Origin of the sequence: Xanthobacter sp. (assembly GCF_041911315.1) — a bacterium.
Classification (GTDB): domain Bacteria; phylum Pseudomonadota; class Alphaproteobacteria; order Rhizobiales; family Xanthobacteraceae; genus Xanthobacter; species Xanthobacter aminoxidans.
Window position 1 is genome coordinate 1 of record NZ_JAYRPE010000075.1, and the last position, 13,118, is coordinate 13,118.

The window sequence follows — 13,118 nt, forward strand, 5'->3', positions numbered from 1 at the left end:
GCGCCTTATCCGGAGAGTCCGGCGACCGCGCTGCGCAGCCTGGAGGCTCCGCGCGGACGCCTCTTGCCACCCACCACCACCAAGGCTCAAATCAACCTAGGACTCTCGTTATGGCTGGATGAGAAAAGGGGGTCACGTCAGAGTTTCTGAATGCGGGCGGGTTCTTTGTCGTCAGGGCACAGGCGCATCCGCTTTGACGCAGCATCGCGCACGCGGGTGATGTCGCCCGATTGCAGTGCTTCATGCCGTGCGAGACTGAGCGGATCGACGTCGAAAGGGGCGCGGTCGAGAGCTTCGCGTATCACGGTCGCGCGCTCGCGCGGCGTCTCGACGGCCACAGCGACATCGAAGGCGCCGTCCGCGCGTCTACAGGGCGGCTTCGTAAATGGCGAGAGCGTCCGCCTCGGTGACGGGGCGCGGGTTGTTGACCAGCAGGCGCGTCTGCTTCATCGCCTCCGCGGCCAGAAGCGGCAAGTCGTTGCGGGTGATGCCGACGGCGGCGAGCCCGGGGGGCAGGCCGAGGGTCCTGCCCAGGTCCGCCAATGCCGTGGCAAACGCGGCGGCCCGCTCCGTCGCAGGCACGTCGGCCAGCTCGGGGAAGGCGTCCGCGGCGATCTCGCCGTAGAGCGTGGCGGCGGCGGGCATGTTGAAGCGCAGCACCGGGGCCAGCACCAGCGCATTGGACAATCCGTGCGGCACATGGAAATGCCCGCCGATGGGATAGGCGAGCGCATGCACCGCGGCGACTGGGGAATTGGCGAATGCCTGCCCGGCGAGAAGCGAGCCGAGCAGCATGTCGCTGCGCGCCGCGATATTCGCGCCGTCGAAGGTGGCGATGCGGATGGCGCCGCCAAGCAGCCCCAAGGCCTGCCGGGCGAGCGTGCGCGACAGCGGATTGTTGTTCGGGGAGGCGGAGGTGTAGGCCTCGATGGCGTGAACCATGGCGTCGATGCCGGTGGCGGCCGTCACCGCCGGAGGCAGGCTCAGGGTCAACTCGGCGTCGAGGATCGCCATGTCGGGCAGCTGATGCGGCGTCACGACGCCCATCTTCGTGGCGGCGCCCGTGGTGATGATGGAAATGGGCGTGACTTCCGAGCCGGTTCCGGCGGTGGTGGGCACCAGCACCAGCGGCAAGCGCGGCCCGCGGGCGCGGTTGACGCCGTAGATGTCTGCGAGCGCTTCGCCGCTGCCGGCGATCAGTGCCGCCACCTTCGCCACGTCCATCGGCGATCCGCCGCCGATGGCAAGAAGGCCGCTCGCCCGGTGCGCTGCGACGAGGTTGGTCAGGGCGGCGACGTTCGCCTCCGGCGGGTCCGCCACCACGTCGTCGAAAATGGCGACCGCGATCCCGGCGGTAGCGAGTGAGGCGAGGGCGGGAGCGACAAGCCCGGCCGCGCGCAGGCTCTTGTCGGTGACGAGGACGACGCGCGGGCCGAGCAGCGGGCCGGCCAGATCTGCGATCCGGCGCGCGGCGCCGGGCTCGAGCACGATGGAGCGCGTGGTGTTGAAGACGAAACCTGCCATGGTCTGCCTTTCCGCCGTCAGGAGCCGCGGCCGATGCGGATGCCCGCGGCTTCCCGGTCGAAGGTGTCGGAGGTGACGCCGGCGGCGCGCAACTCGTGCTTCTGCACCTTGCCGCTTGCGGTCTTGGGCAGCGCTTCCACCTGCCTGACATAGCGCGGCACCATGTAGTGCGGGATGCCGGCGGCCAGGAAGCGGATGAGGTCCTCGGCGTCGAGAGCCGCGCCGTCCACCGGCGTCACCACCACCAGAACCTCGTCCTCGCTGAGAGCGCTGGGCACGGCCACTGCGGCGCATTCCTTCACGGCTGGATGGGTGCGCACCTCGGCTTCCAGCGCGAAGGAGGAGATGTTCTCGCCGCGGCGGCGGATGACGTCCTTCAGCCGGTCGACGAAGAAGAAGTTGCCGTCGGCGGTTCGGCGGAAGCCGTCGCCGGTGTGGAACCAGCCGTTGCGCATCGCCTCGGCGGTGGCCGCGGGATTGTTGTAGTAGCCCTTCATCAGGGCCCACGGCCGGTGGGCGCGGATGACGAGCTCGCCGGTCGCACCCTCCGGCACCTCGAGGTCGTGCTCGTCGACGATGCGCAGTTCGAACCAGGGGCGGGGCTGGCCGGCAATGCCCTTTTCGGTGATGCCGGGGCCGGCGTGGAGGGGGCTCGCGATCTCGGTCATGTTGTAGATGGTCCAGGCCTCGACGCCGAAGCGTTCGGCGAAGGCAGGACCATCCTCGCCGAAGGGCGTGATGAAGGCGCGGCGCAGGGGATGGTCACGGTCGGTCGCGGCCGGCGGGGCCTTCAGGAGGAAGCTCGCCATCACGCCAAGCAGCAGCACGTAGGTGGATCCGGTCTCACGTACGGCGGGCCAGAAGTCCTGGGTGCGGAACTCCCGCATCATGCCGATGGAAAGGCCGCGCGCGAGCTGGGCGTAGACGTAGAGCGTCGATCCGCAGTGGAAGATGGGGCCGCAGATCAGGCAGCGCTCGTCGTCCGCGACGGCGAACGCGTCGGGGCCCATGGTGTAGAGCTGGGTGTAGGACGAGATCACGCCCTTCGGGCTCCCCGTCGTGCCCGAGGTGTACATGATGGCCTGGGTGTCCCACGGCTCGATGGGGCGGTCGATGTCGAGATCGGCGGGCGCGAAATCGTCCCGGTCCTCAAGGGCCACGACATCGAGGCCCGGCACCGGCTCAGGCGCGCCCGCCACCGTGAGGACGACGGAGAGCTTGCCCGGCGCCACCTCCCGCAGGCGGGGCAGAAGACTTGCCTCCGCGATCATCAGCGGGGCGTCGGCATCGTTCAGGATATGCTCCAGTGGCCGGCCGCGGCTCGCAGTATTGAGGGGCACGTAGACGGCGCCGAGGTAGTTGATGGCGAACCAGGTGGCCAGCAACTCGGGCCCGTTGCCCATGAAGCAGAGCACATGGTCGCCCCGCCGGACGCCATGGCGGACGAGCGTGGCCGCGCGCCGGCGCACGCGGGCGAGCGTTTCCGCATAGCTCCAGGTGCAGGTTTCGGCAGGCCCCGGCCAGAATTGTACGAAGGGCGCCTGCGGTCGCTCCGCCGCGCGGCGCTCAAGCATGGCGCGCAGCACCGCATGGTCGCGCGACAGCGCTGCTTCCCGCTCGCTCATCCTCGTCCTCCCCCTTGGCCGGCGTATTCGTGACGCCCTTGGAGCCTGTTGCAAAGGCTCAATCCTTATGCAACATACTCAGTAGTATGTAAAGGACGGGCTGTTCGGAGGGCCTGCGGCGCCATGAAAATCGTGGAGATCGAGCGGGCCGGCACCATCGCCGTCGTGCGCTACGACCGCGGCGGCAAGGCCAATGCGCTGAGCCTTGCCGCCATCGAGGCGCTCACGGCCGCCGCGGCGGAGCTGGAAGCGGACACGACGGTGCGGGTCGTGGTGCTTGCCGGCACGCCCACCCGGTTCTCCGCCGGGGTGGACCTCAAGGACGACGCCCTTTGGCGGCCGGATGACGACATCGCAGCGCGCCATCATGCCATGGCCGCAGGCGGACGCATGTCCGAGCGCTGGCGCCGCCTGCCGCAGGCGGTGATCGCCGCGGTGGAGGGGCCGGCCATCGGCGGCGGCGCGATCCTGGCGCTGGCGGCCGACTTCCGGGTTCTGGCGGACGGCGCCTTCTTCCGTTTTCCGGAGGTGCGCCTCGGCATGACGCTGGGCTGGGGCGGCCTGCCGCTGCTCTCCGCTCTGGTGGGGCCGGCCCGCGCCAAGCGGCTCCTCTTCTGCGACGAGACCGTCTCCGCCGCCGAGGCGGTGGCGATGGGCCTTGCCGACAGGGGCGCACCGCAGGGCGGCGCACTCGACGCCGCGCGGGCGTGGGCCGGCGAGATCGCGGCCTGCCCACCCCTCGCCCTCGCCATGACCAAGCGCGCGCTTGATGGCTCGGCGGGTGGCAACTGGGCCGCGGCCTACGAGGCCGACCAGTTCCTGCTGTCCAGGCTGGTTTCAGAGGCGACCAGCTAGCGGGTCGTCCGGTCAAGCAACGACGGCGGGCTCAAACCGCCGCGTCCCCAAAAGCACCCAAGGGAGGATATCTGATGACGCGCGGATTTTTCGGCCGCGCCGCTCTGGCGGCGCTCGTCCTGTCCGGCGGTCCGGCGGCTGCGGAGACCTGGCGTCTCGGCGTGCTCACGGACATGTCCGGCATGAACGCGGACCTCGCCGGTCCCGGTTCCGTCGCTGCGGCGAAGATGGCGGTGGAGGATTTCGGCGGCAAGCTGCTCGGCCGTGACGTCGAGGTCATCGTCGGCGACCACCAGAACAAGCCGGACGTGGGCGCCAGCCTGGCGCGCGGCTGGATCGACCAGCAGAACGTGAAGGCCATCATCGATGTGCCGACGTCCTCGGTCGCCATGGCGGTGCAGGAGGTGACGCGCAACACCGACACCGCATTCCTCGTCTCCACCGCGGGTTCCTCGGAGCTGACGGGCAAGGCATGCTCGCCCTCCACCGCCCACTGGACGTGGGACACCTATGCCCTCGCCAACGGCACCGGCCGCGCCATGACGCAGGACGGCGGCAAGAGCTGGTTTTTCATCACCGTGGACTACACCTTCGGCCATGCGCTGGAGAAGGACACGAGCGAGGCCGTGAAGGCGGCGGGCGGCACCGTGGTGGGCAGCGTGCGGCACCCGCGCGAGACCTCGGATTTCTCCTCCTACCTGCTGAAGGCGCAGGCCTCCGGCGCCAAGGTGGTGGCGCTGGCCAACTCCTCCGGCGACACCATGACGGCGCTGAAGCAGGCGCAGGAATTCGGCATCACCCAGGGTGGTCAGCGCATCGCCGGGATGCTGCTGTTCCTCACCGACGTGCATGCGGTCGGGCTCGACATCGCCAAGGGCCTGACGCTGACCACCGGCTTCTACTGGGACTATGACGACGCGACGCGTGCCTGGTCGAAGCGGTATGCGCAGCGCATGAACGGCCGGATGCCGACCATGGTGCATGCGGGCGTCTATTCGGCGGTGACGAATTTCCTGAAGGCCGCCGAGGCGGCCGGCACCGTCACCGGATCTCAGGTGATGGCCAAGCTGCGCGAGGCTCCCATCAACGATTTCTTCGCCCGCAACGCCTATCTGCGCAAGGACGGTCGCCTCGTGCACGACATGTACCTCGTGGAGGTGAAGGCGCCGAAGGACTCCAAGGGGCCGTGGGACTATTACAAGGTTCTGCGCACCATCCCCGGAAAGGAAGCGTTCCGCCCCATCGAGGAGAGCGCCTGCCCGCTGGTGAAGGGCTGAGGGTCTCTCCGGACGGAACGGGTCGGGCGCCCGCAGCCCCTGGATGCCGGCGCAGGAGAAATGGGCTTCGTGCAGGACCGGGGAGGCCGTCGCGGCCTCCCCGTCTTCAGTGAGGGAGGGAGCCGCCGTGGACCATTCGCAGCAGAAGGCTGCCGTTTCCGGCATCGTCATTCTGGCTGACCGCGTCCGCCCGGAATGGGTGGATTACAACGGCCATATGGGCGATTTCGCCTATGGCATCGTCTTTTCCGATGCCGCCACGGCCTACATGGAGCGCCTGGGGCTGGACGCCGACTATCGCACCACGCAGGCCGCAACACTCTACACGCTCGACAGCCGGATCGGATACCTTCACGAATGCCACGAGGGCACGGCACTTTCGGTCGAGCTGGTGGTGCTGGCGGCGGATGCCAAGCGCATGCACATCCTCATGCGGCTCATCGATGCCGAGGGCGTGGCGCTCGCCTTGTGCGAACAGGTGCTGATGCATGTCTCCCGCGCCGCGGGCGCGCCACGGGCCGCGCCCTTTCCTGCCCACGTGCAGATGCGCCTTGATGCCGATGCGGCGGCCCACGCCCCTCTCCCACGCCCTGCCTGGCTCGACAGGCGCATCGGCCTTTCGGCACGGGGCTGATCCTGAGGCGGCCAAAAAATGGCCCCGGATTGCTCCGGGGCCTTCAGGCTGCTCGGGAGAAACTCACGCCACCTCGAACAGGCCGGCCGCGCCCATGCCGCCGCCCACGCACATGGTGACCACCACGTAGCGTGCGCCCCGACGGCGGCCCTCGATGAGGGCATGGCCTGTCATGCGGGCGCCGGACATGCCGTAGGGATGGCCGATGGAGATGGCGCCGCCGTTCACATTCAGCCGGTCGTCGGGAATGCCGAGCCGGTCGCGGCAATAGAGGAGCTGGGCAGCGAAGGCCTCGTTCAGCTCCCACAGGCCGATGTCGTCCACCGTCAGGCCGTGACGGGCCAGCAGCTTCGGCACAGCGAAGACCGGGCCGATCCCCATTTCTTCCGGCGCGCAGCCCGCCACCGCCATGCCGCGGTAGATGCCCAGCGGAGAAAGTCCGCGCCGCTCGGCCGCCTTGGCCTCCATCAGCACGCAGGCGGAGGCACCGTCAGAGAGCTGAGAGGCGTTGCCCGCGGTCACGCATCGGCCTTCCGCCACCTCGATGCCGCCCTTGAACACCGGCTTCAGCGCCGCGAGGCCTTCCGCGGTCGTGTCGGCGCGGTTCCCCTCGTCCCGCGTGAGGCGCACCGCCTCGCGGCGGGTCTCGCCCGTGGCCTTGTCGGTGACGACCTTCACGGTGTCGAGGGGCACGATCTCGTCGTCGAAAGCGCCGCGGGCCTGCGCCTGCGCCGTGCGCTGCTGGGACCGGAGGGCATAGGCATCCTGCGCCGCGCGGGAGACGCCGTAGCGCGCGGCCACGATCTCGGCGGTCTCGATCATGCTCATGTAGGTCGAGGGCACGTGAGCATCCAGCCAGGCGTCGTGCCAGCCAAAGACGTTCATGCGCTCGTTCTGCACCAGCGAGACCTGCTCGACACCGCCGCCGACCGCGATCTCCATGCCCTCGCCGACGATCTGCCGGGCAGCGATGGAGATGGCCATGAGACCCGAGGCGCACTGGCGGTCGACGCTCTGGCCGGGCACCTGGACGGGCAGGCCGGCGCGCAGCGCGGCGGTACGGCCGATGTTCATGTGCGTCGTGCCCTGCTGCAGGGCGGCACCCATGATGACATCCTCCACCTCGCCGCCCTCGATGCCGGCGCGGGCGAGCGCGCTCGCAATGGCGTGGCCGGCGAGCTGAGGGGCGCTGGTGTCGTTGAAGGCACCGCGATAGGCCTTGGCGATGGGCGTGCGGGCGGTGGAGACGACGACGGCTTCCCTCATGATGCGGGATCCTTCCGGGGAACGTGGAGCGTTGCTGCGAGGGCCCTCAGCTCCGGGCTGAGCGGCTGCGGGCGGCGGCTGGCGCGGTCCACATAGACATGGATGGTGCGCCCCACCGCGGCTGTGAGGGGAGCGCCGGACCGGAACAGGCCGAAGCCCCAGGTGAGGCTGGAGCTGCCGATGCGCTCGATGCGCACGCCAACCTCCACTTCGTCCGGGTAGCTCACCTCGGAGAAGTAGTCGCAGCCAACCTTGGCGACGATGCCGATGGGCCCGGTGCCGGCGAAGTCGAGCGCACCCGCCCCGATCAGCGCCCGGTTGAGGGCGCTGTCGAAATATTCGAGATAGACCACGTTGTTCATGTGGCCGTAGCGGTCCACGTCGTTCCAGCGCGTCTGCATGGCATACAGGCGCGGGAACGCCGTCCGCCCCTCGGGGGCGGGGCGAGGCTCGCTCATGGAAGCTCCCTTCAGGCCGCCGCGATGGCTGCGGCCTTGGCGCGCGCGATGATGCGCTCCACATGGGCAAGGCCGGCCGCGGTCTCGATCGCATTGTCCAGCCGGGCGAGATCGGCAAAGGCGGCCGCCACCGCTTCGGGGGTGCGCTGGCTCTGCGGCAGGAACACGCCTTCCGTCTCCACGATCGCCATGCGTGCCACGGTGCCCGCGCCGGCGAGCAAAGCGGTGCGGCTCGGCGCCTCCTCGCTCACGAGGTAGAGGGCGGCGGGCGTGACATTCTCGGGTGCGAGATGGGCGAGGGTCTGCTCGTCCATCATGTCGCCGGTCATGCGGGTGGCGGCCGTGGGCAGAACGGCGTTGACGCGTATGCCGTACTTTTCGCCCTCGAAATGCAGCACGTTCATGAGGCCGATGAGCCCGGCCTTGGCGGCGCCGTAGTTGGACTGGCCGAAATTGCCGTAGACGCCGGAGGTGGAGGAGGTCATCAGCACGCGGCCGTATTTCTGCGCGCGCATGGTCTCCCACACCGCCTTGGTGGCGTTGGCCGAGCCGAGCAGATGCACCGCCACCACGGCCGCGAAATCCGCCATATCCATCTTGGCGAAGGTGCGGTCGCGCAGGATGCCGGCGTTGTTGATGAGGATGTCGATGCGGCCGAACGCCTGCAGGGCCGCCGCTGCCATCGCTTCCATGTCCGAAGCGGAGGTGACGTTGCCGCCGTCCGCAAGTGCCTCGCCGCCGCCGGAGCGGATCTCGTCCACCACTGCCTGCGCCGCGGCGGTAGAGCCGCCGGTGCCGTCGCGGGCGCCGCCGAAATCGTTCACCACCACCTTGGCGCCGCGGCGGGCGAGCTCCAGCGCATGCGCGCGGCCGAGCCCGCCGCCGGCGCCCGTGACGATGGCCACCCGCCCCTCGAACGAGATGCTCATGCCTTGTCTCCCTTGAGAATCAGAACCAGCCATTCCGCCGCGAGGGCCGGCTTGGCGGCGTGTTCGAGCTCGACGGTCACGTCGAAGCGATTGAGGATGCCGCCGCCCTTGGGCTCCTGCGCCGCGACGCGGAACACGCCGCGGATGCGCTGGCCCACCGGCACCGGCATGAGGAAGCGCACCTTGTCGAAGCCGTAGTTGATGCCCACCTCGCCCGGTCCGGGCAGCTCCATCACCTCGGCGCCGAGCTTCGACAGCAGGGACAGCACCAGGAAGCCGTGGGCGATGGTGCCGCCAAAGGCGCTCTCCCGCGCTGCGCGCTCGGGGTCCACATGGATGAACTGATGGTCGGAAATGGCGTCCGCAAACAGATCGACGAGAGGTTGGGTCACGTCGAGCCAGCCGCTCACGAGAGGCGGAGCGCCGGGGGAGGGGATGGGAAGGGACATCGGGACCTGTTCCGGCTTGTCCTGCGGCGGCATCGCGCACGGGCGGGACGTTGGCTTACAACATACTCGGTAGTATGCATTTGAGAGGGGCTTTGTCCAGCCACCTCATCCGGGTGAAGGATTTGCAATCGTTCGCTAGGCTGCGGGCGCGCGGCAGCCTAGCGTGCAGGCGCACTTAGCAAGGGTCTGGGCAGGACATGGCAGGAAAAGGCAACGCTGGCAAAGCCAAGACGGCCACGACTAAGACGGCCACGGGCAAGACGGGCGCCGGCACGGGGGGAGAAGCGATGGCGGGCGGGAGCACGCTGGAGATCCGGAGCGACGGCACCGGCAATGCCGACATCCTCGAGGCGGCGGCCGCGTGCTTCATGGAGCAGGGGTTCTCCGCCACGAGCATCGACGACGTGGCACGCCGCCTCGGCGCCACCAAGGGCCGTATCTATCATTACTACGCCTCGAAGACGGACCTCTTCTTCGACGTGCACCGCGAGGGCATGGATCGCCTGTTCGCCGCGGTGGAAACGGCGTCGGCGATGCCGGGCACGGCTGGCTCGCGCCTTGCTCGAATGCTGAAGGCACACGCGCTGGCGTCGATGGAGAACCATACCTACATCGCGGTTGTGGTGCAGGGCGTGCACATGCACCGGCTGGCGGCCACCACCCCGGCCCAGCGGCGCACCCTGGATGCCGTGATGGACATGCGCCGTCGTTACGAACGCTTGTTTCGTTCCATGCTCGACACGGCTCTGGAAGACGGCAGCGCGATAAGCGAATCTCCCTCGCTCACCATCAAGGCTGCGCTCGGCGCCATCAACTGGATGTCGATCTGGTACCGCCCCAAGGCTGGCGAGACGGCTGCGGACCGCGAGGCGCTGGCAGAGCAGATCGTGCGCCCGCTACGCTTCGGCTTCGAGCCTCGACGAGGCTGACTGCAACCGGTTCAGGGCGACTTGGTGCCCTGCCTCCGCCTCTGCATGAATTTCGATCGAGCAGCGCGGGGCACCATGTCGGCGCTGGAAGCACATGACCAACCGTGGCTTGCGCGGGGATTGCTCCGGCGAAACAAGATCGAAATGTGAAATAGCTATTCCAGTTACCCTGGGATAGCCTGCCATTGCCCTGAGCCGGGGCGGCGGGGCATTTCATGACAATTCGATCGTTTTTTTGCGACGTGTCGCGCACACGCGCACTCGGGCTCGTCGCCATGGGCCTGGGTGCCGGCAGCCTTGCGCAGAGCGCGCTGGCCGAGCCCCTGCCGTCTTCGCCGACGACCTATGAGACGCTGAATTACGGGACGAACGGGACGTTCCTCACCGGCATTCGCGGCGACAACATCGTCGGCAACTACACCATTCCCGGCAGCACCGAGACCGGCGGCCTCTACTACAACATGACCAGCCGCACCTGGTCGCCCATGCCGGAAGCCACCAACAACGGGGTCAACTATCCCGGCGCCATCGGTTCGTCGCCCTATGGGCCGAGCTTCGGAACCCCCGGCGGCATCCTGCGTGTGGTGGGCAGCTACCAGACCGAAACGTCGGCCCCGTATGACCTCAGCTATCTCTACGACGCCGCCGCGGCGCCGGGGCAGACGCTGACGCCGCTGGCCTATCCGGGCGCCGACACGCTCTACACCATTGCCCACAGCAACTTCGGCAACCAGGTGGTCGGCGACTACGACACCCGGCTCGCGACCGGCAACGCCTTCATCTACAATATCGACACAAAAACCTATACCACCAACAACATACCAGGCGCGGTCAGCACCACCGCCTATGGCATCTACGGCGACAAGATCGCCGGCGGCTATGGCGAGGTCGAGGTGGGCGGCGGGCTGCACGCCGAGCACGGCTACATCTACGACCAGACCACCGGCACCTATCAGACCTACGACCACCCCGGCGCCGTCGCGACCCATTTCGAGGGCATCACCGGGGCCGGCCGCTCCGGCGAATACAACCTCGTCACCAACTGGGTGACGGCGGACGGCGTGGTGCATCCCGCGGTCATGCACATCGACGCCCTCGGCGTGGTGACCTGGTACGAGATCGACATTCCCGGCGCTGTCGTGTCGTCCAACTCGGCCTATGGCGACAATGTCGTGGGCATCTATGTCTCGACCGCGGGCGGCACGACCACCATAAACGGCTTCATCGCCACCATTCCCGGCATGTACAACCCGATCCGCAACATCGGGACCCTGAACTTCGCGGGCGAGAATGCCGCCGCTCTGTCAGGCATGAAGGGCGACGACATCATCAACAGCGGCACCATCAATGTCACCGGCAACGGCGGCATCGGCATGCGTGGCGAGACCTATGGCGTGCTGACCAACAAGGGCACCATCACCGCCACCGGCATCGCCGGGGCGGCGGTGGACTTGCATGGCGACTACGGCACCTTCCTGAACTACGGCATCCTGAAGACCACGGTCGAGGCCGATGCCCTGCGCACGGGCCCGGACAGCCATGGCACCGTGATCGTGAACGCGGGCATCATCGATGGCCGGCTGGCTGCGACGGCGGGGCCGGACAAGAGATTCGAGAACGCCGGCTGGCTCGGCGTGAGCGGCACCGGCCCGACCATCACACACCTCCTCAGCGGCACCTTCGTGCAGACCGCGACGGGCACCTACGCCGCGCGCGTGACGGACAAGGGCAGCGACTTCCTGGAGGTGACGGGCACCATACGGCTCGACGGCACGCTGCAGGCGTCCTTCCTCGACACCAGCTTCGCCCCGACCACGACGCTCATCGTCGCCACGGACGGCATCACCGGCACCTTCGACCATGTGGTCACCCCCGGCCTGCCGGCGCTGTTCGACGCGAGCGTGGCCTATGCCCCGAACGTGGTGACCATGACGGTCGCGGCCGATCTCGCCGGCAAGGCGGGCAACGCGCCGAACCAGCGCGCGGTCGGCGGTGCCCTTGATCGCGTCATCAACACCACCACCAACGGCCTGCTGACGACCCTTCCCACGGCGCTCAGCCCGCTCTACGGCCTCACCGTGGCCGAACTGCCCGGCGCGCTCACCGCCCTCTCCGGCGAGGCCTATGCCAGCACGCAGACGGTTCTCTTGGGCGACAGCGCGTACAGCCGCGACGCGTTGCTGGGACGCCTGCGCCAAGGCTCCTATGCCGGCCAGGGCGGCCCGACGGCCGCGCTCGGCTTTGGCGGGCCGGCGCTCGCCTATGCCGCGCCGACCACGTCCGGCGTGCCGTTCCCCACCAAGGCGCAGCCGTCCGCCGAGCCCGCGTTCAACGGCACCATCTGGGCGCAGGCCTTCGGCGGGTGGAGCGCCTATGGCGGTGGCCGCGACACCGCCGACGTCGATGCCAACATCGGCGGGATCATTTCCGGCGCCGACGTGAAGGTCGAGAACTGGTTGCTCGGTGCGGCGGTCGGCTACACGCATTCCAATGCGCAGATGGATGCGCTGGCGAGCCAGTCCAACACCGACAGCATGCTGGTCGCGCTTTATGCGGGCACCAGCTCCGGGCCATGGAAGCTGCGCCTCGCCGCAAGCTACGCCTTCAACCAGATCGACGCTTCGCGCACCATCGCCTATCCCGGCTTCTTCCAGCGGGCGAACGCCGATTATTCCGGCGGGACCGGGCAGGTGTTCGCCGAGGTCGGCTACGGCTTCGCCGTCCAGCAGTTGGCGCTGGAGCCCTTCGCCGGCCTTGCCTATGTCCACTTGAACACCGACGGCTTCACCGAGACGGGCGCGTCGGCCGGCCTGTCCGGTGCGTCCAACTCGATGGGCGTCGGCTACTCCTCGCTCGGCCTCCGGCTGGCGAGCACCGTGGAGCTGTCACGCGGCATGGCACTGGAGCCCCATGCCTCGCTCGCCTGGCAATATGCCTTCGGCGACCTCACCCCCGATGCCCGGCTCGCCTTCCTCAGCGTCCCGAGCGCGAACTTCACCGTCGCCGGCGTGCCGCTGGCGCAGAACACCGCGCTGGTGAAGGTGGGCGCCGACCTGCGCATCGGCGAACAGGTCCGCTTCGGCATGGCCTATGTCGGCCAGTTCGCGGACAGCGTGACGGTCAACGCCGTCCAGGCCAATCTGGCGTGGCGCTTCTAGCGGCGGGATGCGGA

At 68.6% G+C, this 13,118-nt stretch carries 12 protein-coding genes; 5 read left to right on the plus strand and 7 right to left on the minus strand.

Going from position 1 to position 13,118, the window contains the following annotated elements; translation table 11 throughout:
- Window positions 1-137: 137 nt before the first annotated feature.
- The 3 genes from ACE3QW_RS21880 to ACE3QW_RS21890 are packed head-to-tail and all read right to left on the minus strand — an operon-like array spanning window position 138 to window position 3,149.
- A complete protein-coding gene (locus ACE3QW_RS21880; protein ID WP_374253987.1) occupies window positions 138-338 on the minus strand; it encodes a hypothetical protein in 201 nt (66 codons plus the stop codon).
- Between the two features lie 28 nt (window positions 339-366).
- Window positions 367-1,524 carry an iron-containing alcohol dehydrogenase gene (locus ACE3QW_RS21885; RefSeq protein ID WP_374253989.1) on the minus strand — a complete coding sequence of 386 codons (1,158 nt, stop codon included), beginning with the start codon at window positions 1,522-1,524 and terminating at the stop codon, window positions 367-369.
- Window positions 1,525-1,541: 17 nt separating this feature from the next.
- Window positions 1,542-3,149 carry an AMP-binding protein gene (locus ACE3QW_RS21890; protein ID WP_374253991.1) on the minus strand — a complete coding sequence of 536 codons (1,608 nt, stop codon included), beginning with the start codon at window positions 3,147-3,149 and terminating at the stop codon, window positions 1,542-1,544.
- Window positions 3,150-3,272: 123 nt separating this feature from the next.
- On the opposite strand from ACE3QW_RS21890, the gene ACE3QW_RS21895 reads away from it, so the two are divergent.
- From ACE3QW_RS21895 to ACE3QW_RS21905, 3 genes are all read left to right on the plus strand, one after another.
- Entirely contained in the window at window positions 3,273-4,004 is a 732-nt protein-coding gene (locus ACE3QW_RS21895; RefSeq protein ID WP_374253993.1) for an enoyl-CoA hydratase/isomerase family protein, read from the plus strand.
- A 74-nt stretch (window positions 4,005-4,078) separates the two neighbouring features.
- A complete protein-coding gene (locus tag ACE3QW_RS21900; protein ID WP_374253995.1) occupies window positions 4,079-5,281 on the plus strand; it encodes an ABC transporter substrate-binding protein in 1,203 nt (400 codons plus the stop codon).
- Window positions 5,282-5,408: 127 nt separating this feature from the next.
- Window positions 5,409-5,915, plus strand: a complete 507-nt coding sequence (locus ACE3QW_RS21905; protein WP_051460544.1) for a thioesterase family protein — start codon at window positions 5,409-5,411, stop codon at window positions 5,913-5,915.
- A 63-nt stretch (window positions 5,916-5,978) separates the two neighbouring features.
- On the opposite strand, the gene ACE3QW_RS21910 is transcribed toward ACE3QW_RS21905, so the two are convergent.
- Genes ACE3QW_RS21910 through ACE3QW_RS21925 form a run of 4 tightly spaced genes read right to left on the minus strand, consistent with a single transcriptional unit; the run spans window position 5,979 to window position 9,017 of the window.
- Window positions 5,979-7,181, minus strand: coding sequence for an acetyl-CoA C-acyltransferase (locus ACE3QW_RS21910; RefSeq protein WP_374253998.1), 1,203 nt, complete (start codon window positions 7,179-7,181; stop codon window positions 5,979-5,981).
- Complete coding sequence (locus ACE3QW_RS21915) at window positions 7,178-7,639, minus strand: thioesterase family protein (RefSeq protein WP_024277402.1); 462 nt, start codon at window positions 7,637-7,639, stop codon at window positions 7,178-7,180. The genes ACE3QW_RS21910 and ACE3QW_RS21915 overlap by 4 nt, the downstream gene beginning before the upstream one ends.
- A gap of 11 nt (window positions 7,640-7,650) precedes the next feature.
- A complete protein-coding gene (locus tag ACE3QW_RS21920) occupies window positions 7,651-8,568 on the minus strand; it encodes an SDR family NAD(P)-dependent oxidoreductase (protein WP_374254000.1) in 918 nt (305 codons plus the stop codon).
- Window positions 8,565-9,017 (minus strand): MaoC family dehydratase, encoded by a 453-nt coding sequence (locus tag ACE3QW_RS21925; protein ID WP_051679428.1) that lies wholly within the window; start codon window positions 9,015-9,017, stop codon window positions 8,565-8,567. Before ACE3QW_RS21925 ends, ACE3QW_RS21920 begins: the two co-directional genes overlap by 4 nt.
- A gap of 197 nt (window positions 9,018-9,214) precedes the next feature.
- Here ACE3QW_RS21925 and ACE3QW_RS21930 point away from each other — a divergent pair, with 197 nt between their 5' ends.
- Together ACE3QW_RS21930 and ACE3QW_RS21935 are read left to right on the plus strand one after the other, a co-directional pair.
- On the plus strand, window positions 9,215-9,946 hold the full coding sequence (locus tag ACE3QW_RS21930; protein ID WP_374254002.1) for a TetR family transcriptional regulator: 732 nt from the start codon (window positions 9,215-9,217) through the stop codon (window positions 9,944-9,946).
- Window positions 9,947-10,221: 275 nt separating this feature from the next.
- Window positions 10,222-13,104, plus strand: a complete 2,883-nt coding sequence (locus ACE3QW_RS21935) for an autotransporter outer membrane beta-barrel domain-containing protein (RefSeq protein ID WP_374254004.1) — start codon at window positions 10,222-10,224, stop codon at window positions 13,102-13,104.
- Window positions 13,105-13,118 lie beyond the last annotated feature (14 nt).